General features: G+C 37.3%; 20 protein-coding genes and 1 pseudogene. 6 read left to right on the top strand and 15 right to left on the bottom strand.

The window, feature by feature from the left end:
* Positions 1 to 126 precede the first annotated feature (126 nt).
* The 3 genes from tnpC to tnpA are packed head-to-tail and all read right to left on the bottom strand — an operon-like array spanning position 127 to position 2,663.
* Entirely contained in the window at positions 127 to 1,884 is a 1,758-nt protein-coding gene (gene tnpC / locus LK453_RS02770) for an IS66 family transposase (protein WP_227953990.1), read from the bottom strand.
* Positions 1,885 to 1,926: 42 nt separating this feature from the next.
* Positions 1,927 to 2,271: an IS66 family insertion sequence element accessory protein TnpB gene (gene tnpB / locus LK453_RS02765; RefSeq protein ID WP_193031469.1), complete on the bottom strand. Its 345-nt coding sequence runs from the start codon at positions 2,269 to 2,271 to the stop codon at positions 1,927 to 1,929.
* The gene (tnpA, locus tag LK453_RS02760) at positions 2,268 to 2,663 is read right to left on the bottom strand and encodes an IS66-like element accessory protein TnpA (protein ID WP_227945149.1); all 396 of its coding nucleotides are present in this window, start codon (positions 2,661 to 2,663) and stop codon (positions 2,268 to 2,270) included. Before tnpA ends, tnpB begins: the two co-directional genes overlap by 4 nt.
* A 173-nt stretch (positions 2,664 to 2,836) precedes the next feature.
* Between tnpA and LK453_RS02755 the strand changes: the two genes are divergently transcribed.
* Together LK453_RS02755 and LK453_RS02750 are read left to right on the top strand one after the other, a co-directional pair.
* On the top strand, positions 2,837 to 3,184 hold the full coding sequence (locus tag LK453_RS02755) for a hypothetical protein (protein WP_201542384.1): 348 nt from the start codon (positions 2,837 to 2,839) through the stop codon (positions 3,182 to 3,184).
* Between the two features lie 170 nt (positions 3,185 to 3,354).
* A complete protein-coding gene (locus LK453_RS02750) occupies positions 3,355 to 3,507 on the top strand; it encodes a hypothetical protein (RefSeq protein WP_201542386.1) in 153 nt (50 codons plus the stop codon).
* Positions 3,508 to 3,516: 9 nt separating this feature from the next.
* Here the strand turns inward: LK453_RS02750 and LK453_RS02745 are convergent.
* Positions 3,517 to 4,682 (bottom strand): IS3-like element ISPpy1 family transposase gene (locus LK453_RS02745; RefSeq protein WP_227954044.1). Its coding sequence is split into 2 segments (ribosomal slippage): positions 3,517 to 4,409 and positions 4,409 to 4,682, totalling 1,167 coding nucleotides; the frame shifts between segments, so codons are not numbered across the junction.
* A gap of 79 nt (positions 4,683 to 4,761) precedes the next feature.
* Here LK453_RS02745 and LK453_RS02740 point away from each other — a divergent pair.
* From LK453_RS02740 to LK453_RS02730, 3 genes and pseudogenes are all read left to right on the top strand, one after another.
* Positions 4,762 to 5,520: pseudogene (locus tag LK453_RS02740) on the top strand (transposase); the annotation flags it as partial.
* 181 nt (positions 5,521 to 5,701) lie between these two features.
* A protein-coding gene (locus LK453_RS02735) for an IS5 family transposase (protein WP_265578862.1) occupies positions 5,702 to 6,444 on the top strand; the annotation gives its coding sequence in 2 pieces (ribosomal slippage) (positions 5,702 to 5,903 and positions 5,903 to 6,444; 744 coding nt in all).
* An 86-nt stretch (positions 6,445 to 6,530) separates the two neighbouring features.
* Positions 6,531 to 7,415 (top strand): IS982 family transposase, encoded by an 885-nt coding sequence (locus LK453_RS02730; protein WP_227954054.1) that lies wholly within the window; start codon positions 6,531 to 6,533, stop codon positions 7,413 to 7,415.
* A gap of 150 nt (positions 7,416 to 7,565) precedes the next feature.
* On the opposite strand, the gene LK453_RS02725 is transcribed toward LK453_RS02730, so the two are convergent.
* Together LK453_RS02725 and LK453_RS02720 are read right to left on the bottom strand one after the other, a co-directional pair.
* Positions 7,566 to 9,044 (bottom strand): capsule assembly Wzi family protein, encoded by a 1,479-nt coding sequence (locus LK453_RS02725; RefSeq protein WP_201542326.1) that lies wholly within the window; start codon positions 9,042 to 9,044, stop codon positions 7,566 to 7,568.
* A gap of 84 nt (positions 9,045 to 9,128) precedes the next feature.
* On the bottom strand, positions 9,129 to 9,599 hold the full coding sequence (locus LK453_RS02720; protein WP_265578861.1) for a sugar transferase: 471 nt from the start codon (positions 9,597 to 9,599) through the stop codon (positions 9,129 to 9,131).
* A 38-nt stretch (positions 9,600 to 9,637) separates the two neighbouring features.
* On the opposite strand from LK453_RS02720, the gene LK453_RS02715 reads away from it, so the two are divergent.
* Positions 9,638 to 10,803 (top strand): IS3-like element ISPpy1 family transposase gene (locus LK453_RS02715; RefSeq protein WP_227945133.1). Its coding sequence is split into 2 segments (ribosomal slippage): positions 9,638 to 9,911 and positions 9,911 to 10,803, totalling 1,167 coding nucleotides; the frame shifts between segments, so codons are not numbered across the junction.
* Here LK453_RS02715 and LK453_RS02710 read toward each other — a convergent pair.
* The 9 genes from LK453_RS02710 to LK453_RS02670 form a co-directional block, all read right to left on the bottom strand.
* Entirely contained in the window at positions 10,776 to 11,627 is an 852-nt protein-coding gene (locus LK453_RS02710; RefSeq protein ID WP_227674479.1) for a sugar transferase, read from the bottom strand. The genes LK453_RS02715 and LK453_RS02710 overlap by 28 nt on opposite strands.
* A 210-nt stretch (positions 11,628 to 11,837) precedes the next feature.
* Positions 11,838 to 12,977 (bottom strand): glycosyltransferase family 4 protein, encoded by a 1,140-nt coding sequence (locus LK453_RS02705; protein ID WP_201542159.1) that lies wholly within the window; start codon positions 12,975 to 12,977, stop codon positions 11,838 to 11,840.
* Between the two features lie 40 nt (positions 12,978 to 13,017).
* Complete coding sequence (locus LK453_RS02700) at positions 13,018 to 14,178, bottom strand: hypothetical protein (protein WP_201542157.1); 1,161 nt, start codon at positions 14,176 to 14,178, stop codon at positions 13,018 to 13,020.
* 13 nt (positions 14,179 to 14,191) lie between these two features.
* Entirely contained in the window at positions 14,192 to 15,538 is a 1,347-nt protein-coding gene (locus tag LK453_RS02695) for a phenylacetate--CoA ligase family protein (RefSeq protein ID WP_201542155.1), read from the bottom strand.
* Positions 15,539 to 15,619: 81 nt separating this feature from the next.
* Complete coding sequence (locus tag LK453_RS02690) at positions 15,620 to 16,738, bottom strand: CapA family protein (RefSeq protein ID WP_201542153.1); 1,119 nt, start codon at positions 16,736 to 16,738, stop codon at positions 15,620 to 15,622.
* A gap of 57 nt (positions 16,739 to 16,795) precedes the next feature.
* Positions 16,796 to 17,932 (bottom strand): glycosyltransferase, encoded by a 1,137-nt coding sequence (locus LK453_RS02685; protein ID WP_201542152.1) that lies wholly within the window; start codon positions 17,930 to 17,932, stop codon positions 16,796 to 16,798.
* A gap of 17 nt (positions 17,933 to 17,949) precedes the next feature.
* On the bottom strand, positions 17,950 to 18,975 hold the full coding sequence (locus LK453_RS02680; RefSeq protein ID WP_201542151.1) for an NAD-dependent epimerase: 1,026 nt from the start codon (positions 18,973 to 18,975) through the stop codon (positions 17,950 to 17,952).
* Positions 18,972 to 20,141 (bottom strand): nucleotide sugar dehydrogenase, encoded by a 1,170-nt coding sequence (locus tag LK453_RS02675; protein WP_201542150.1) that lies wholly within the window; start codon positions 20,139 to 20,141, stop codon positions 18,972 to 18,974. The genes LK453_RS02680 and LK453_RS02675 overlap by 4 nt, the downstream gene beginning before the upstream one ends.
* Positions 20,142 to 20,169: 28 nt before the next feature.
* Positions 20,170 to 21,297: a glycosyltransferase gene (locus tag LK453_RS02670; RefSeq protein ID WP_201538369.1), complete on the bottom strand. Its 1,128-nt coding sequence runs from the start codon at positions 21,295 to 21,297 to the stop codon at positions 20,170 to 20,172.
* Positions 21,298 to 21,449: the final 152 nt, after the last annotated feature.

The following is a 21,449-nucleotide window of genomic DNA, read 5'->3' as shown; positions in this document are numbered from 1 at the left end:
CTAAAAATCAAGTAAAAGGGGGTAACAAGGAACAAAGATGTCCAGATACAGTGAAGAGAGAAAACAAGCTATATTAAGCAAGCTATCGCCGCCACATAACTTAAGTGTAAGCATCCGACCAACCCCCTATTGCGGTGGCACCCAGCGATGAGGTAACAACTCATCCAGACCCTCTTGAGTAGGCAGGCGTCTTAGCACGTCTGTCAAATAAGCAGACACATCCAAACCATTTAAGCGAGCTGACTGAATGATTGACATAATATTCGCAGCCCGCTGCCCACTTCGCAGCGAACCGGCAAACAACCAGTTTTTACGCCCAAGTGCCCACGGACGCATCTGATTCTCCGCCCAATTATTATCAATCGGCAGCCTGCCATCATCTAGATACTGAGTCAGCGCCTGCCAACGTTTCAGGCAATAATCCATCGCCTTACTAATACTGGCATTTTTAGTGGTTAACTGCCTTTTTTCTTGTAACCATTGGTGCAGCTTATCGGCAATCGGTTTGGCTTTTTCTTGCCTGATTTGCCGAACTATTTGGGGATCTCTTGGCATTGGGGGTGTATTTTTTTCAAATCGCTCGTCAATCTCACGTTCAACAGCATACAACTGCCTAAATAACGTTAATGCCTCAATGCTCACGATACTTTGGCCAGTGATATGCAGTTCATGAAACTTACGCCGTGCATGGGCCAGACAACCGATTTCTGTCACACCTTGATGAAATAAGAACTTATACCCGCTGTAATCATCGCAAACCAGCTTACCGCGCCACTTATCTAAAAAGGCTTTAGGATGCTCATTACGACGGCTTTCAGCAAAGTCATAGACCACCGCTTTTAAGGAGCTGTGCTGTGGCGTAAGATACGCCCAGACATAGCCTTTTTTTAATGATTTACCACCTACCTTTACATGGTTCTTCATGATAGATACCGGGGTTTCATCGGCATGTAAGATAGGCTCAGACAGTAATAGTTCATGCAAGCGACTGACTAAAGGCTCAAGGGCAACGCCGCAGCGTCCTACCCAGTCTGCCATAGTAGCATCGGGGATATTTACCCCACTTCGCTGATAGATAATATTCTGCCGATATAACGGCTGATGGTCTGCATATTTGCTAATAAGGATGTGTGCAAGCAGCTCTGGGGTGGCGATGCTTTTGTTAATAATCTGCTTGGGGGTAGCCGCTTGATGAATGATGTCACACTCACGGCATACCCATTTAGGGTAGATGTGACGCTCAATATAAAACTGCTTAGGGATAATGCCAAGTTTGTCTTGTTTATCCTCCCCAATTCGCTTCATTTGACAGCCGCAGTCACAGACGGTGGTAAGTGGTTCATGAACCTGGGTTTTCACCTCAAGGTTGTCAGGAATCACTGTGTATTTAGCACGCTTTGTTTTTTTAGGCTGATCAGTAGCTGAAGCTGGCAGCTCATCTGTGTTCTCTTTGCCGGCTTTAAGCTCACCCTCATTAATGAGGGTTTCTGCCTCAGTACGATCAATCGCAGGCAGCTTGGCAAGCTCATCTTGGCTTAAGCCGCTAAGGTAGTCATCTCGGATTTGTTCAAGCTGCGCTAAGTCCTCTTGCGCGGCCTCATAGTTTAAGTGGGTTTGTCTGGCAGTGATGCCTTCGCTTTTTTGTCCATAGAGCCGGTGAATAAGCTGCTTTTGTTTTTCGATGAGTTCAAGCACTTGTTCATATAGCTTGTGGTTTTCCTCAACCACTTGGTTAAAAAGCTGCTGTAGTTGATCGTGACTTGTGTTCGTTTGAACAAGCTGTTGCTGCAGGTGCTCATTACGCTGTTCAAGCAGGTGGATTTTCACCAGAAGCTCGGCGTAAATGGGGTCTTTTGATAAGTCGGATAAGTTAGCAACAGTCATGGCGATATGTTGCCAGAGTTTTATTTGCCTGTCATCTGCTATTTATAGGATGGGGGTTAATTTATCTTTGCCCATGTTACGCCAAGGCAGTCCACTGATTAAGGCATTAAATTGTTCACGGTTGATGCTGATGCCAGTTTGAGTGGTGGTAAGCTGTTTGGTTAAGCCATGAAATTTATTGTCATCGAGCTGACGGCTACAAAGCCATACGCCAAGCCCATCATGAATGAATACTTTTAGGCGTGTGCCTGCTTTGTTGTAAAACAGGTAGGCACAGTGAGGGCGAATGCTTTGGTGTTCGGTGATGATGTGGGCCAGTAGTTTGCCACTACCACATCGCATGTCCATAGGTGCGGTGGATAGCCAGATGTGAGTGATGGGTATCATTGCAGTCCTCGTAGTAGGTCAATCAAGCTTTGAGTGTCTATTTGGCTAATGTTGAGGTTTATCGTCCCAGATGCTCGAGCTGTGATTTGCAGTTTGATGTTCTTTATGACGGATGCTGAGCGTAGATGCGCACCTTCAGGCTCAAGATGGATTGGGATAAAGTGCGGGTTTGGATCATGAGACCTGTTTATAGCACCAGGTAATGTGTCAGCTTGAGCATGTGCCCGCTGATACTGGCGTTTCCAGTTATGTAGAAGGTTTTGGTTAATGCCATGCTCTCGGGCAATGCTGGCAATTGATCGACCTGAGTCTGTCGCTTCTTTTACTAAAAGCGCTTTAAACTCAGCGCTGTAAGTTCTTCGTTTGGGTTTATTAGGGGGTTGTGTTGTCATGTTAGTGTCCACGATTATTTGTTCATGGACACTATCTCGCATTTTTTAATAGAAAAAAAGATGGGATGGTCGGATGCTTACACTTAAGTGTATCAGAAGTTGCAAGAAGTGAAGGCATAGGTGTACAAACCCTATATAATTGGCGTAATGAAGCTAGAGAACAAGGACAGCCCATGCCAGGTAATAAAAACACTCCCGACAACTGGTCAAATGAAGCAAAACTTGCCACCATCATAGAGGCCAGCGGCTTATCAGAGACCGAGCTTAGCGAATACTGCCGTAGTAAAGGCCTATATGTCGAACAAGTCAAAGCATGGCGAGCCGGAGCCTTATCAGGATTCAATCAAAGCCAAAAGCAGAGCTTAGCAAGCAGACGACAACAACAAGCCGACCGTAAAAAGATTAAAAAACTAGAGCGTGAACTTAATCGCAAAGAGAAAGCTTTAGCCGAAACAGCTGCTTTACTGGTACTGAGAAAAAAGCTGGATGCGCTCTGGGAGACACAAAGCGAGGACGACTAACCTCACTGCCACAGCGCAAGCAATACATTACATGGATTCAAGAAGCTAATATTTCAGGGGCAAGGCTAAAGCAAGCATGTAACGAGGTCGGCATTAGTCTACGTACCTACAGGCGTTGGTATAAACAAGGTCAAATAGCTCATGACAAGCGTGCTGAAGCTGTGCGTCCTATGCCTAGCAATAAGCTGACTGATAATGAGACAGCAACTATTATCAAAGTCTGTAACGAACCCCGCTTTGCAAGCCTACCACCGACACAGATCGTACCCACTTTGCTCGACGAAGGTATCTATCATGCCTCTAAGGTACTCCCCAATGTCTAGACCAAATTATCATAAAATTAAGATAGAATTGGGTTGATAAAACGATTCATTATCCGAACTATTGTTAGCCAGATAAACCTGTGCAGGAGTATGGTAATCGAGCGACTGATGTAAATGCTCATGATTGTAAAACTCGAAATACTCTTTCAAACCTGCTCTTGCCTGACTGACTGTCTCAAACTGTCGCAAATACACGCATTCATACTTCACTGACCGCCAAAGCCTTTCCACAAAGATATTATCCAGTGCCCTACCGCGACCATCCATACTGATGGCAATACCCTGCTCAATGAGCGGTCTGGTAAATCTTGGGCTGGTAAACTGAGAGCCTTGATCCGTATTAAAAATCTCACAGCGCAACCCATTGTGCAGTAAGCTGCTCACCGTATCCACGCAGAAATCCGCCTCAAGCGTGGTAGATAGCGACCAGTCTAGAACATAACGACTGTACCAATCTATCACCGCCATCAAATACACGAAGCCCTTGGCTAGGCGAATATAGGTGATATCAGTACTCCACACTTGATTACAACGGCTAATCGGTACATGCCTAAGCAAATACGGGTAAACTTGATGTTCAGAGTTAGGCTTACTCGTGTTAGGATGCTGATAAATGGCATCTAGCCCCATTTGCCGTAGTAAGCGCCTAACTCGCTTTTCTCCCACTTGATAGCCTAGTTGCCTCAAATACGCTGTCATGCGTTTAACCCCATAAAATGGGGTCTTGGTGTACTGTTCGTCAAGCAAGTTCATCAGCGTAATATCAAGCTCGCTGATGGGCTTTGGCTGATAGTACAAACTTGAGCGGTTGATACTGAGTAATTCACATTGCTTACGAACACTAAAATCCTTGTTATCAGGTTCTAGCAGTTGTTTACGAGTGCTCAGGGTAGCTGTGAGGACTTTTTTTTAAGCCAGTCTCTTTCGCTTATAACTTGCCCTAGCTGCCTATGTAGTTCATCGATAATAGCTTGCTGGGCTTGTTCGTTGGCTTGCTGTTTGGTATTGAATGCAGTAGGGGTAACTGCCAAAGCCTGCTTTTTCCAGTTGCTGATTTGGGTTGCATGAACCCCATATTCTGCGGTTAACTCGTTGAGGGTCTTGTGTTCTTTGATGGCTTCAACGGCGACTTTGCTTTTAAATTCAGCATTGTGACGCTTACGTACTTTTGTCATTAGATAGACCTCTTTTTCTAAAGGATATTCTATCTTATTTGCTACAATTTTTTGGTCTAGTTTTCCGGGAGTATTATACTCAGAATCCACCTTTTACCTTGTACTTAACCATAATCAGCTAAACCACAGAGGACGTAGCCTAGCTCCTAAAGTCAGTAGTAAACCGCAATCATTTACCGCTACAGGGCCATGCTAAGTGTTCTGTTGGGACATCACATACCTGCCAAGTCCTGTACGAGGTCAGTTCTATTATCTTTATATGATTGAGGATGTGTATAGCCGTAAGATTGTGGGATGGGAAGTGTACGATCATGAGTCAGGTGAGCTTGCAGCACAGCTTCTACAGCGTACATTAATTAAAGAGAAGTGTTTGCATTCAGGCTTAGTTCTACATTCTGATAATGGGGCACCGATGAAGGCGCAAACGATGCGGATGAAAGCTTATGAGCTTGGGGTGGTGACTTCTTATAGCAGACCTCGGGTAAGTAATGACAATCCATTTGCTGAGTTGCTGTTTAAAACGTGCAAGTATCGCCCGGATTGGCCAACAGATGGGTTTAATAGTCTTGATGAAGCGAGAGCTTGGGTGCTTAGGTTTGCTCATTGGTATAACATGGAGCATAAGCACAGTCAGCTTAGATTTGTGACCCCTAATGAGCGCCATATGGGTGAGGATAAAGTCATTCTAGCAAATCGTAAGCAGACGATAGAGAGTGCGAAAGCATTAAATCCTGCGCGCTGGGGCGGCCGAGAGGTGAGAGATTGTACACCTGTGCCCCCAACGACTTTAAATCCAGTAAAAGAGCCAAAATCGATTGATAAGATGAGGGTCGCCTAATTCATTAAATGGTGACAACTATGTTGACAAACACCGCTATCTCGCATTTTTTAATAGAAAAAAAGATGGGATGGTCGGATGCTTACCTTTATTCCTGCTAGGGCGTGTCCCTAATTTGAAAAATACAGATAAAGCCTTATTTTAATCCTATATATCAACAAAATATAGGGAAACTCACACCATGGCGAGAACAGCAATAACTGACGAGATATGGGAACAACTACAAACAACAATGAAGGCACACGGTTGCCATCAATGGAAGAATGACCGCACCGTAATGGAAGCCATACTTTGGAAACTAAGAACAGGCGCTCCATGGCGAGACATACCTACCGAACTAGGTTCATGGAAAACCGCTTATAACCGCTTTAATCGATGGTCTACAAAAGGGCTATGGCAGAATTTTTTTTTGACCTACGAACACAAACTGATAAAGAATGGGTATTCATTGACGGAAGTTATGTACGGTGTCATCAACATGCAAGTGGAGCTCGGCGTGGTGAAGAGCGAGCAATTGGACTCAGTCGTGGCGGAAACACGACAAAAATACACTTATGTGTGGACGCGCATGGAAATCCGATCGATTTTAAAATCACTGGGGGTGAAGTGCACGACAGTCAAGTTGCAAACGACCTAATAGAAGTGATTGAACAGGCAGAATACTTTATAGCTGACAAAGGATACGATTCGCAGAAAATCAGAGATAAAGCGATAGAACATGGCATGAAAGCGGTTATTCCTAGAAGAAAAAATACGAAACAACCTAACCCAGAGTTTGACAGTTACCTTTATAAATTACGCCATCTAGTTGAAAATATGTTCGCTCGATTAAAGCATTTTCGCAGTATAGCAACACGCTATGAAAAGTTAGCACGCAATTTTAAATCTATGCTTTACCTAGCTTGTAACCTGAGTTCGGGATAAGCAGGTCAAAAAAAGGCAAAAAAAAAGAAGTCCAAAATTGTTAAAGTTAATGTACTAATAAAAACTCAACAAAAAGGACTTCTTACATGGACAACCTAACCGAATTATACTGCCACATTGACGACTTTTACCAAGCATTCAAACCAGAATTTGAACGTCAGCTGATCGAAAATGGGACAAAGCGATTAAGAGCATGCAAGATAAGTGTACCAGAGATAATGACTATATTGGTACTGTTTCATCAATTACGTTACCGTCAATTTAAAGGGTTTTACTATCATCATATGCTAGGCATGATGAAAAAAGATTTCCCAGACTTACCAAGCTACTCACGTTTTATTGAATTAGTACCCCGTGCTCTTATGCCTTTGTGTGCTTATCTTAAAAGCTTGATGGGAAGTTGCACAGGTATTAGCTTTGTGGATGCCACCAAACTATCTGTATGCCATAACCGGCGGATTAAGCGTCATAAGGTGTTTGAGGGGATTGCTCAAAGAGGGAAGACAAGTATGGGTTGGTTCTACGGATTCAAACTGCACGCGATTATCAATCATCACGGTGAGTTATTATCGATTAGAGTCACTCCGGGAAATATAGATGATAGAGAGCCGCTAAGAGAGGGCCTAGCAAATGATATATTCGGTAAACTGTTTGGTGATCGAGGGTATGTCAGTCAAGATTTAAAAGATAAACTCTTTAATGACTTCAATATCGATTTTATAACCAAGCTTCGAAGGAATATGAAACAGCAGATTCTTCAACCTATTGATGCGGCGTTACTTAACGGACGCTCTTTAATTGAAACTGTCTTTGATGATCTTAAAAACCTGTGTCAAATTGAACACTCAAGGCATCGAAGCTTCACAGGTTTCGCTGTTAATCTTTTAGCAGGACTCATTGCTTACTGTTGGTTTCCCTTTAAGCCGACACTAAAAAACGTGTCGGCTTATGGACAGGCCGCAAAAAACTAAGCTGTTTCAATGATTTAGGCAAGCTCTTATCCCGAACTCAGGTTAGCTTGTACTATTATTCACTGTAAGTTAAATTGAGGACACGCCCTAATAAAAAAGCTCTAAGCCATATAATGGTTTAGAGCTTTTTAGTAAGGGATTAGTCAGCTATTAAAAGTTAGCAAACTCAACGCCAATACCACCACCAACATCTGTTGAATGAATATCTGAATCAGATACCCAAGCACGACTAGAGATAGTAGTTTTTGGATTTAACTGATGTTCCCAAGCCACATCTAATACGGTTAGCTTATCTGATTCTGGGAAAGTATAGTTGGTAGTTCGATTAGATTGGTTGACTTTCGCATGTTGGACTTTAGCATTGATAAAATTCTGATTGTCCATCCAGAGTTTACTTCCAATAGTGTAGCTCTCTGCATCACCACCTAGAGCATGACCTAAAGGATAGCCATACTGATAGTAACCATCTTTATAAATATAATGGTTGTAGGATATGCCTCTAATGTCACCTCCAGTGCGAGTGTCGGCCCATTCAGCATACAGTTGGTAGGGTATAACGCCTTGATTAGGTGTGTTAATAGATGAGGCATAATCAATACCCGCTAAATACATATTTTTGGAGGGTAAACCACCGGCTTCATCTTCACCCACATATTGACCATAGACACCTACAGGGAAGTCACTATTAATTAATGGAGCAAGATTCACTCGGGCATCAAAGCCTGCCAAGCTGTTGGTAGGATCAGTATCGGGATCACCGGTATTGTCATTTTTACCGGTTAAGGCATCGACAAACGAGCTAAAACTTTCAGAACGGCCATCGCCACCCCACATGATCATTCGCGAGGCTCCCAATTCTAGCCATGGGGTAGGACTTGCACTAAGTCTAGTGCCAATAAGCTTGGTATCGGGAATGGCATTATAGTCATCCAGTTGACCTAGAAATAATTGATACTGCCAAGGACCAATCCAGTTAAGATAAGGTGAGCTTGGTGCTGCTTGAGTATCTCGCTGCATTGTCAGCCCAATAACTGGCTTTGAGGCATCACCACGTATTAGACTGCCATCATTACCTGGGCCCCACCATGTTGGAATCTGGCCAGCAATGAGCCACTGGTTAGCAGACTTACCCGCCACATAAGAGCCATCAAAACTGACATCCTTATCATCAATATCATCATCCTTGATATTAGCTTGTATATTAATTTCCCAGTCCTCTTCACTGATACCAGCTTGAGCGCTCGCCTCAAAATTTGCTAGTTTATCATCAGCGAAGGTTTGAGGAAGCTGCTTTCTATCTGTTTGCCCATAAGCAGATACAGTCGTGTTCACTAAAGACTTAGGCTGCTTATTCAATGTATGACGTACTGACTGTACTATCTGTTGCTGTTCAGGAGTGCTAATGTTAGCACTTTCTAATGCACGATTAATTTCATTAGTAGTTAACGGCCATGTGCTAGTGCTAATTTGGATCACTCCCTGGACCTGTAGCCAGTCAAGTTCTGACTTTAAGGTAACGTCATTCATTTGCAAGTTTTTGGCGCTAGCTACCACACTGACTAAACTTATACCTATTGCCAGGACGGTTAGGTTTGATAGTCTAGAAGAGGTTGGATTTAAATTTGGCATAGGAGATACTCAATCATGATAAACGAATAGTTTATCTTAATAATTAAGGGTTATAGTTTGTTGTTTTGTACAACAGGATAGGGACTAGCGAGATCCAAATCCTGTCAACATAGTATGTATGGTTTTGAAGAATATCAGTAAGTCTAAAGAGAATGAGATATGCTTGATGTAATAAAAATCATACTCAATTTTAATTTTGGTTTCTTCTGGACCTGTGGCATAGCCTTGATTGACTTGTGCCCATCCTGATATACCTGGCTTAACAATGTGACGATAATTAAAAAAAGGCACTTCTTTTTCTAACTCAACAGCGAAATCAAGAAACTCAGCTCTAGGTCCTATCAGGTTCATCTCACCTTTGATAACATTTATAAATTGTGGTAATTCATCGATACGGGTTTTGCGGATAAATTTACCGACTTTGGTTATTCGGTTATCATTTTCAGTAGTTAACACTTCTTTTGATTTTTCGCGCATACTACGGAATTTATAAACTCGAAATACTTCACCCCGATTATAATACTCCCGGAAAACTAGACCAAAAAATTGTAGCAAATAAGATAGAATAACCTTTAGAAAAAGAGGTCTATCTAATGACAAAAGTACGTAAGCGTCACAATGCTGAATTTAAAAGCAAAGTCGCCGTTGAAGCCATCAAAGAACACAAAACCCTCAACGAGTTAACCGCAGAATATGGGGTTCATGCAACCCAAATCAGCAACTGGAAAAAGCAGGCTTTGGCAGTTATCCCTACTGCATTCAATACCAAACAGCAAGCCAACGAACAAGCCCAGCAAGCTATTATCGATGAACTACATAGGCAGCTAGGGCAAGTCATCAGTGAAAGAGACTGGCTTAAAAAAAAGTCCTTACAGCTACCCTGAGCACTCGTAAACAACTGCTAGAACCTGATAACAAGGATTTTAGTGTTCGTAAGCAATGTGAATTACTCAGTATCAACCGCTCAAGTCTGTACTATCAGCCAAAGCCCATCAGCGAGCTTGATATTACCCTGATGAACCTGCTTGACCAGCAGTACACCAAGACCCCATTTTATGGGGTTAAACGCATGACAGCGTATTTGAGGCAACTAGGCTATCAAGTGGGAGAAGATCGAGTTAGGCGCTTACTACGGCAAATGGGGCTAGACGCTATTTATCAGCATCCTAACACGAGTAAGCCTAACTCTGAGCATCAAGTTTACCCGTACTTGCTTAGGCATGTACCGATTAGCCGTTGTAATCAAGTATGGAGTACTGATATCACCTATATTCGCTTAGCCAAGGGCTTCGTGTATTTGATGGCGGTGATAGATTGGTACAGTCGTTATGTTCTAGACTGGTCGCTATCTACCACGCTTGAGGCGGATTTCTGCGTTGATACGGTAAGTAGCTTACTGCACAATGGGTTACGCTGTGAGATTTTTAATACGGATCAAGGCTCTCAGTTTACCAGCCCAAGATTTACCAGACCGCTCATTGAGCAGGGTATTGCCATCAGTATGGATGGTCGCGGTAGGGCACTGGATAATATCTTTGTGGAAAGGCTTTGGCGATCAGTGAAGTATGAATGCGTGTATTTGCGACAGTTTGAGACAGTCAGTCAGGCAAGAGCAGGTTTGAAAGAGTATTTCGAGTTTTACAATCATGAGCGTTTACATCAGTCGCTCGATTACCATACTCCTGCACAGGTTTATCTGGCTAACAATAGTTCGGATAATAAATCGTTTTATCAACCCAATTCTATCTTAATTTTATGATAATTTGGTCTAGACATTGGGGAGTACCTTAGATAGCCGACTCGTGGCTGAATATAGAAAACTTTACCACCATCTTCGAGTTTAATCGCTATAGCAGTAATGAGGCAAATAATAAGGGTGAATGGTAGAGAAATTAAGATAAGTAAAACATCAAAACAATATTTCAAAAACATATAGTTAGGCGAGGGCTGTAGCGATCCTAGCTCATTTTCATACATATGATCAATACGAACTCTACCTGTAAGGGACTCTCTAATTGCTCGGTGATGATAAACGGGAGTGCCTTTAAGGGTTCTTTCGGTAATAAAGCGTTCCCAATCATCAGTTAAATCATCACTATGCAAATCGGTAACTATGCCATTAACCTCTTCCTCTAGATGAGGGATATTTAATGGGAGCCACTTTACGGATGGAATCTGTTCAGGTATTTGCTTGGCTCTACCTACTGGTATATAGGCAAAGGTGTAATTTTCATGTTTGCGGTTAATGATATCTATAAAAAATGTGTAAACTAAAAGTAGAAGGCTACTAAAACCATAATAATATAAGGAATAGGATATGCCTGTGAATTTTACTATGAGTAATATAAGTAAAAACCAGAAGGCGATAACGGGAACAATATAGGTACTGGAGGTAATACCTGGAAAACGCTGGATACTGTACAATGTTATAAGGGTTGTACAAACTAATAAAGCACTCACAACAAGGTTGACGTATCCACCTGTATAGAATATTTGATTAATAACGTCTAAACCTGAGCCTATGAAGGGTAAAAAAGTACAGAGGGCTAATCCGAGAATTAATTGAGCTGGCAGAAACCGCATTATTGAACCTTTATGTTTATACTATACTAATTTGATTTTCAGTCATTAAAATGTACTGAGTACGTATGACCACTAACTATACAAAATAAATTTAATAAACGGTTTGATTAATTTAAATATCAAAATGCCACACATTTTTGGTTAATTAAATTTTATTCGTTCACAAAGTGAAACTTAGCTATTCTACCAAACTTTTTAGCGTTTATAAGACTATAAAGACATTTCTTTTATCATATATTCATTTACTTTATTCACATCGAATTTATCCTCAGTTAGCTTCCTAGATGCTTTACCCATTTTTTTGATGAGCTCAGGGTTTTTAATAAAATGTTCCATGGCTTCTACAAGTTCATCGACGGTCTTAATAGGGACTAAAAATCCATTTATTGAGTCATCAACGGTTTCACGACAGCCTGGAGCATCAGTAGTTATTATCGGTCTTCCCATAGCCATTGCTTCTAATACTGAGCGTGAAGTACCTTCTCTGTAAGAGGGAAGCACATATACCGAACTTGCTGCAATGGCTGGTCTGACATCCTTTAATTTACCCCAGTAGTTTACTACACCAGAGTTCACCCACTCATCAAGTTGTGACTGGGTAATTGCTGCGGGGTTTTCATCAATATAACCTACTAAGTGAAACTCTGTCTTAGGATGTCTACTTTTAATGATTTTTGCCGCTTCAATATATTCAATAAGTCCTTTGTCTTTCAGTAATCTGGCTATTAGTAAAAAAGAGGGTTTTATAACTCCAGAAGAATAGGTGGGGAAGGGAATAATATTGAAATTGCTTATATCTACCCCTGAGCCATTGACTACCGTTGCAAGGATATTGGGCTTCAGTATTCCTAGCTTCTTAAAAAGGTTGAGATCATCAGGGTTTTGAAAAAAAACCTTATCAGATTTAGATAGAGCTTGGGTATATAAGCTATGTATAAACTTCTGTAATGAAGTACGTGTATCATTCTCATCTACTTCAGAAAAGGTATAGCCTAATCCGGATATAAGTACAAATCGCTTAGGAATATTGGCGAGCCAAGCCGCTAGAGTACCGTAGATGACTGATTTTATAGTATAAGATAATATAACATCTGGTTGAATCTTTCGTAATAAACGATAGGCTGAAAGTAGGGTGCGAAAATCAGTTAAAGGATTAGTTCCTGTACGCTGCAAAGGAATTTCATGCACATGATACCCTAGTTCAGACAAATAATTTAATTCCTGTTGGTAATCATCTATGTGAGGGGCTAAAACATGTATTTCATAACCAAGGTTAGAAATAGCTTCCAATAACTTTCCTCTAAAGTTAATAACATGAGGTAGATAATTAGCAAATATTAGGAATTTCAATATTATCTCCAGACAAAGTTTTAGTTAACAGCTTATACACTTAGCTAGTTGTATTTTTGCGTTTTGGCAATAACTGTTGGATATTACAGTCTGCACAAACGAAAAGCACATAAATCATTACGAAGGGATAACGATAACGTACAGCGGTACCATAATTGAAAACTACTAAACCATAAATCGACATTGAGAAAGCTAGAAATAGCAACCAAAAAGCTAATTTGTCGAGGCTTTTTTTCCAAGCCTGTCGAGTTATGAGATATAAAATAAATAAGATAATAACATTTTCAAAAGATTGAATTAAAGGCAATAAACCCTGAGCTTCCCATATAAAAGGCTTAGATAGAAAGTAGATTCCTGAAGTCAGTCCTTGAATTATAAAGTCTCCTACACCATTAATTAAATTAATATTATCTCTAGCACCACCATCTTCAATAAACATAGCAACTCTGAATTTATTAATTTCTGGTATAGCTATGGGAAAAGATATTAATAAACCGACTAAAGCTATTAAGGCAATCATAGATGCTTTTACTATTCTCATACCTTTTTTTGCAACACCAAATAGAAAATATAACAAAACAATAGGAAAAAGAATAAAAAAGTTTTGAAACTTTATCATATAAAGTGGGATTAAAAAAAACATACTAATAAAGAAATTAGATTTTCGAGCGTACATAATACTTAAGGACATGAATAAAAATATTAATGTTTCCCTTAAACTCAAGGCGCTATATAAAGCTGCACTTGGAAAAAGTAGATAAAACCATATAGAAACTTTAGTGAATACTTTATTTTTATATAATATGAAGAATAAACAAATATATATAAAAGTGTTATAGAAGCCCAAACTAATGACCGTTGTCGGTGAAGGGAAAGGAAGTACTGATAGGAATGCTCCTGCCTCACTTACGTTATTATTAGTGCCTATTAATGCTTCATATATAGTCAACTCATTATTTCTAATTGCATGGACTATTCTCCAGTATTTGATTTGATCAGGCATATATGAAGGTGCAAATAGCAATCCATTCAATACAAATGGTAGGAAACAATGTAATGCTAAAATTAATTGAAATTTTAACGGTACACGAAACTTATAAGATAGAATTAAAGCTAATAATAAACATATTAATAAATTGGGCAAATCAAAGAGACGAATTCCAATAAATCCGTAAGAACTTAACCATGATAGTTCTGACACTATTAACCCTCAATTATTTCAGATTATTTTTTACTATTCTAAATTTGCCACTTTTCTCATTTGGAATATCATCTACCAAATCAATATCGACTGTAATTTTAGAACCCAATCTTTCCTTTAATGCCTCTAAAAATTTCTTCTGTTCTACACTTGTAAAAGAGTTATTACTAACTATAAGTAGTTTGACTTTATCGGCACTATTTTGTATCAATTGAAATTTTATTAAACCTTTAATATTTTTTGTGCTATTGCTAATATTTCCTAAATTGACTTTTCCATTTGTAGGTGAAAGAATATAATCATTTGATCTACCTTCAATATTTTCAACAATTGGGAAGATTGAGCCACATCCACACTTTTGATTTGGAGGTGCAAGTTTAATATGATCGCCAATATTATATCGTACGAGAGGTGTTCCATGAGTTGTAAAGGATGTAACTAATATTTTACCTTCACTATTTGGTAATATATTATCGTCGACTACTTCAAATATTCCAGTAAGAGGATGTATATGTAAGTTGCCAGCTTCACATTCTAAAATAAAAGGAGCTCCTTCTGACGAGGCATATTGATCAACAATTTTACAACCTAGTACTCTACCGATTACTTCTCTATGTTTAGGTAGAACAGTTTCTGCAGTAGGAAAGAAAACTTTTACCTTAGTCTTTATACGCAACCCTTGAGTATCAGCAATCTCGCATATTTCATAGACGCTTGATGGAAAACCAACTATGAATTCTGGAGCGAAATCATTTAAAGAATTCCAGTAAATATCGAAATTTTTTTGATTGAGGTGAAATGTCGAGTAAAATCTTATTTTATTTATAAAATCGTAGTGAGAACATATTTGTTTACTTAAATGCTTTTCTGATATTAAGTTCTTTCCCGAAAACCAAGCTGTTTTTTTGCCCAATTTATAGCCGTGCTGTGCTCTAAAATGATCAAGTATTGCATAGCGCTCTTGAACATCACTCCGAGTATATATTACTTTCATAGATGCACCAGTAGTGCCACCGGTTAGACTAATAATTCCATTTTTTTCTTCTAAAGTTTTAATTTCATCTAAATTATTTATAATATCTTCTTTATTCAATATGGGTAAAAGTTTTAGATTACTAAAATCAAAGCTTTTATACCAAGGAGAATGAGATTTAATGTAACTAAAGAACTCATCTCTTTTCTTAATCATTTCTTTTTCTAATTGTCTAGAGTCCATTGCATCTACTTTTGCATAGTAGTTTCTAAACGTTTTATATTTGCCCCCATGTCTAACTTTGTACTGATAAGTATTATAGGCAGTTATTGCAACATCTTGAATGAAGTATGGAGTAATTGCGAAAAATTTTTCTTTCAAAGACATTTAATTTACCTTTCTATTACGTGTTTTATAAATAAAATACAATTATGAATTTGAGATACTTAATTAATTAAAAAAATATAATTAAACGTCGTCTAGTTTTTTATTTAATTTGTCTAGATATTTACTTTTATATAACTTATAATTTTCCTTCGATTGTAAATATAATTTCACATATCTAAGATTCAGTCGATCTCTGTACCACTGAAGATTTCGACTTTTTTTACGCTGCAAACTAATTTTCATTAAATCGGATTTTCTAATTGCATCTATATCATTAAAATCAAGATTAGCTAAGCTTAATTCTGATGTTATTTTATTAATCAAAGGATGCCCATCTTCTTTTAAGATTAACATATTCTCATCACCCATATAGGTCCATATATGCTCTATATCTATTACTTTATTGTTTTCTATTGTCAAAATTGGAATTAAACCTAACTTATTAGCTTCAGACATTCTGACTAGAGGTGTACCTTTATTTTTACGTGAATAGACATCATCAAAACAAAAGTTACCTAAACTGTAATACAAATGAGACTTTTTGTGTTTCTCAAATGACTGTACGACGTGGGGGTGATGACCATATAATACAAAATCGATTTTATTAGCTAAGTATCGAAAAAAAGAAATATCTTCTATACTAGGTAGATGGATATGTTCTAAACCACTATGAAAAGCTATAATGTTTAAGTATCCTAAAGTATCAGTTTCAAGTAATTCTTTCTCAATAATATCGGCATCAGCAACGTTAACTCCATATAGTTTATTATCTATATTATGAAGAAAGACAGGGTTAGCGTTCATGTTACAAAACCCGCTTAAACAGATTCTATTATTATCATGATGGACATAGCTTTTTATACCTTCAATACCAAAGTAATGAATATCATTTTTTTCCAATATCTTTTTAGTTAAACTATAGCCTTCTAGACCAAAATCACCTATATGGTTATTAGCTAAATTTACATGAGTTAATTTTAATTGACTTAACAATGCAGCACTTTTACTTGAAGAGCCAATAACAGCTGATTTAGGTTTATATTCTTTAAAAATATCCGTAAAAGGTATTTCAAGATTACCAACTATATAATCACAATCACTAATTGCTCTAAGATAAGAGTCAAAATAACCTTCTAATGATGAGTTAGTATTGCTAAACTTACCAAAAAAACCGATGTCACCTAGCAAAGCAATCTTCATAATTAATCTCATTTCTTAATTTTAGATATTATATATAATATATATCGGGAATCGTTTTTACACTGGAGTTATAGTTTCCTTCCAAACAGTATTATATTTAGATATCATTTTTGATAAGCTAAAATTAGCTTTAATGTGACTTTCCGATGAGCTAATAAGTTTTTCCCAATCTAGACTATCATCCATAGTAGTTACGGCAGATAAAATAGCGTTTCCTAGAGCTTTTGAGTCTGATGGTTGAACTATCCAACCATTATCGCCAATAATATATTTTGAGTCACCAACATCTGTAGCTATACATACTGTTCCACAAGCCATTGCTTCGGTTAAAGCATTCGGAAATCCTTCACCGGATGAGGAATTAGAAATATGTATATCTAGTGCGTTCATAATACTTGGGATATCATTTCGTTGTCCTAGAAGTATTACATTAGTAGATAAATTTAATTCTTCAATCTTTTTAACAAGTTCAATATTTTTATTGTCTAAACCCTTCCCAACTAGTAATAATTTGAATTCTGGAAGCCTGTCTTTAATTAGACTCATTGATTCTAACAAACCTAAATGATTTTTATTTACTCCATACCTTGCTACTCTGCCAAATACAAGCATATCTTCTGGAATATTTAAGTTTGCTCTAATATCTGAACGAAGTTCTGAGTCTCTATAAAAATGTGTAAAATCGTAGCCATTATTGATAACTACCATTTTATTACTATCATAACCATTTTTTTCAAAATCTTCATAAGTTTGATAAGAGCAACATATTATTTTTTTTGGTAAAAATTTACTTAAAGCCATATTGGTATATATAACGGCGTTAGTTTTTAAATTTCTTAAGTTATTATTTAGTTTCGTATGTCTAATATTCCATACTATATTATCATTGCCTAAAATTTTGGCTACAATGCCCCCGATTAAATCAGCGTGCGACATCCAAGTTTGTACTACATCTGGTTTCTCTAGCTTTATAATATTTTTTAGATTAAATAAAGAAACAGGAAGTCTGAATTTTTTATTCATATTTAGTGTATATACTTTTATATTTTGCTTTTGTAGTAATACACCATATTTACCTTCATCCATTAAAGATATTACTACATGCTTATTTTCTTCGTCATTGGTTACTAGTCTATAAAGTACTCCTTCTGCACCACCATCTTCTAATCCAGTAATAATATGTATGATTTTCATAGTAACCTACGCCATTTTTAATTAATTTTATAAAAAATTGTATACCAATCAACAAACTGTTTTATACCTTCTTCGACAGAGAATTGAGGTTTATAACCAACGCTTTTCTCAAGGTTACTACTGTCTGCGAATGTATCAGGAGCATCACCTGGTTGTAAGGGTAACAATTCCAAAATTGCTTTTTTATTCAGTGCTTTTTCAATTGCATGGATATAATTTTTTAAAGTAACAGGGCTGTTATTACCGATATTAAATATTCTAAAAGGGGCATTACTAGTGTTTGGCTCAGGAGAGTCACTGTTCCAATCTAAATTCGGTGTAGCAATCTGATCGCTAGCGTAAATTACACCATTGGCTATATCATCTACAAAAGTAAAATCTCGGGTATGATTGCCATTATTAAATACAGGTATAGGCTTATCTTCGATAATATTTCTAGTAAATTTAAATAGAGCCATATCTGGTCGACCCCAAGGTCCATAAACAGTAAAGAACCTTAAACCAGTAGTAGGTAAGTTAAATAAATGACTATAGCTATGAGCCATAAGCTCATTAGCACGTTTGGTTGCAGCATAAAATTGAAGGGGATGATTTACTCCGTGTGTTTCTTTAAATGGCATAGTGGTATTAGCACCATATACACTACTTGTACTAGCATAAGTTAAATGTGGAGTATTAAAATGACGACAAGCTTCAAGAATGTTAGTAAAACCTACAATATTACTTTCCACATAACTGTGGGGGTTCTCGATAGAATATCTTACCCCAGCCTGTGCAGCTAAATGGATTACTCGATCGAAAATATGCTCGTTAAAGATATTATCTATAGCAACTTTATCAGCGATATTAGCACGGATAATTTGAAATGAGCCCTTAGTTGTATTAGCTATATCAATTAATTGTTGGTTTCTAGCTTGCTTTAACTTAGGATCATAATAATCATTAAAGTTATCAATACCGATAACATCGTCTCCACGCTCTAGTAATTTCTTGGACACATGGAAACCGATAAATCCTGCTGACCCTGTTACTAAAACCTTCACTCATCACCTCCAAAAATGTCTCTAGTGTATACTTTGTCTAGAACGTCACTTAAATCACTTGATAGCCTATTAGTTACAATAACATCGCTCAAACCTTTGAATTCTTCAAGATTATCAATAACGCGTGATTTATAAAACTCTGTATCATTTAGTGCAGGTTCATAGACTATTACCTCTACACCTTTAGCTTTGATACGTTTCATAATCCCTTGAATAGCCGAAGCTCTAAAGTTATCTGAACCACTCTTCATGACTAGTCTGTGAATACCTACTACATTAGGATTCATCGCTAAAATAGAATCAGCAATAAAATCTTTACGAGTTCGATTCGAGTCAACAATTGCCTTAATTAAATTATTTGGTACTTTGTCATAATTAGCTAGTAGCTGTTTAGTATCTTTAGGGAGACAGTAGCCTCCGTACCCCAGTGATGGATTATTGTAGTGGTTGCCGATACGATCGTCTAAGCAAACACCTTCAATGATTTGTTTCGTATCTAAATTATATGACTGTGCATAAGAATCTAACTCATTGAAGTAAGCTACCCTCATAGCTAAATAGGTATTTGAGAATAACTTGATAGCTTCTGCTTCAGTCGGGTCAGTAAACAGGATGGGACAATCCTTTTTTATTGCACCCTCTAATAAAAGCTTGGCAAACTGTTGTGCGCGATCTGAACGTTCTCCGATAATTATTCTAGAAGGGTAGAGGTTATCATGTAACGCCTTTCCTTCTCGCAAAAATTCAGGCGAAAATATAATATTTTTAATACCTAATTTATTCTTTATACTTTCTGTGAATCCTACAGGCACTGTTGATTTAATTATTATAATCGCATTAGGGTTTACGTCTTTTACCTGTTCAATAACCGATTCAACACTGCGAGTATTAAAATAATTAGTCTGAACATCGTAATCGGTCGGTGTTGCGATAATCACATAATCTGCTTTATTGAATGCATCGTAAGTGTCTATTGTGGCTCTGAAATTCAACTTTCCATCGGATAAAAATTCAGAAATATCTGTATCTACTATAGGAGATATGCCATTATTTAACATTTTTATTTTTTCAGAAATAATATCTAATGCAACAACCTCATTGTTTTGTGCAAGTATCATTGCATTTGATAACCCGACATAGCCAGTTCCAGCTACTGCTATTTTCATAACTATTCTTACCCTAGAAATTTTGAAATTAATATTTATTATCTACTTTATTTGAACTAATCTTATCTATCTTATCCCAGAAAGCATCGACAGAGTGCTTTTGAATAACTGTATTCTTGTATTGTTCGGAATAGTTTTCATTACTTTTGAGAGCCTGAGACAAAAGTTTAGAAATGCTTTCTTGAGAACAATCTTCTGAAATAGTGATGTTTGGTATGCCTTTGATCCCATCAGTACAAGGGGTTGAAATAATACTCTTTGTACCTGAAGCCATCATTTCTAGCAATACGTTTGGAAAGCCTTCTATTTTAGACGAAACAATACCAACCTGTGCATATTTAAAATAAATAAATGGATTATCTACCTTTCCAACAAGATATACAGAATCTTTAAGATTAAGTTTTGCTACTAGTTCAAGTAAGTTGTTTTTCTCACTACCTTCACCAATTATTAAAAGTTTATAATCGGAATACTGACGATAGACACTTTCAAATGCTTTTATGAGAAGATCGAATTGTTTAAGTTTAACTAATCTTCCACAAGCAACAATAAATTTATCCTTAGCCAATTCAGCATTAATTGAACTAGAAATTGAAGAATTTATAAAATCAACACTCACTGGATTAGGTATAACTACGGTATTTTTTACTGGATTAAAGCCTAGATTAGATAATAAAGATTTCTTCATCGATTCTGTCTGGCATATTAGTAAATCTTGACTACCATATAAGTATTTATAAACAAATTTAAAAAAATACTTTTTGTAATCAGTATTCCTTTCAAAAACCATGGTTGACTCTCTAGAAGTCAAGAATGAACCAGAAAAAACACCTAATTTTTTTAAGGTACTTAGATAGCTGTTAATATGAATATGTGACGAGAAGATATAGTCAAATTTATACTTTCTATCAAGTTTTAAGATTTGAAGAGTGATAGGTATTAATGAAGATTTCTCTGATTTATATTCTCCAATAATCCAGTTGAAGTTTGAATGATCATTTAATACGTCCCAACCTTTTTCAAATCCCCGTGTCATTGTTATTAACGTAACATCTTGATCGTTTAAAACTAAATGACGAGCTAAATTAAACATCACTCTTTGAGCACCACCGCTTAATTTGGCAGCAGGTAAAACAAATAGAAATTTTTTTTTCAAAATGTTAACTCCCATATCAATAACTGTCAGTTTCTAAATTATTATAATTAATATAGAAATTATGACTTTAATAATAAAGTTCCAAAATAATTTAGATCATGTTCGACTACTTAACATCTTGAACTTGAAAATATAATTTATAAATTTAAATA

Source organism: Psychrobacter sanguinis, assembly GCF_020736705.1.
GTDB lineage: Bacteria > Pseudomonadota > Gammaproteobacteria > Pseudomonadales > Moraxellaceae > Psychrobacter > Psychrobacter sanguinis.
This window is presented reverse-complemented; position numbering and strand designations above follow the sequence as displayed.

Bases quoted from the DNA above. Each gene is read 5' to 3' on its own strand.
- tnpC (WP_227953990.1), bottom strand. From the start codon at position 1,884: ATGACTGTTGCTAACTTATCCGACTTATCAAAAGACCCCATTTACGCC.
- tnpB (WP_193031469.1), bottom strand. From the start codon at position 2,271: ATGATACCCATCACTCACATCTGGCTATCCACCGCACCTATGGACATG.
- tnpA (WP_227945149.1), bottom strand. From the start codon at position 2,663: ATGACAACACAACCCCCTAATAAACCCAAACGAAGAACTTACAGCGCT.
- LK453_RS02755 (WP_201542384.1), top strand. From the start codon at position 2,837: ATGCCAGGTAATAAAAACACTCCCGACAACTGGTCAAATGAAGCAAAA.
- LK453_RS02750 (WP_201542386.1), top strand. From the start codon at position 3,355: ATGCCTAGCAATAAGCTGACTGATAATGAGACAGCAACTATTATCAAA.
- LK453_RS02730 (WP_227954054.1), top strand. From the start codon at position 6,531: ATGGACAACCTAACCGAATTATACTGCCACATTGACGACTTTTACCAA.
- LK453_RS02725 (WP_201542326.1), bottom strand. From the start codon at position 9,044: ATGCCAAATTTAAATCCAACCTCTTCTAGACTATCAAACCTAACCGTC.
- LK453_RS02710 (WP_227674479.1), bottom strand. From the start codon at position 11,627: ATGCGGTTTCTGCCAGCTCAATTAATTCTCGGATTAGCCCTCTGTACT.
- LK453_RS02695 (WP_201542155.1), bottom strand. From the start codon at position 15,538: ATGTCTTTGAAAGAAAAATTTTTCGCAATTACTCCATACTTCATTCAA.
- LK453_RS02690 (WP_201542153.1), bottom strand. From the start codon at position 16,738: ATGAAGATTGCTTTGCTAGGTGACATCGGTTTTTTTGGTAAGTTTAGC.
- LK453_RS02685 (WP_201542152.1), bottom strand. From the start codon at position 17,932: ATGAAAATCATACATATTATTACTGGATTAGAAGATGGTGGTGCAGAA.
- LK453_RS02675 (WP_201542150.1), bottom strand. From the start codon at position 20,141: ATGAAAATAGCAGTAGCTGGAACTGGCTATGTCGGGTTATCAAATGCA.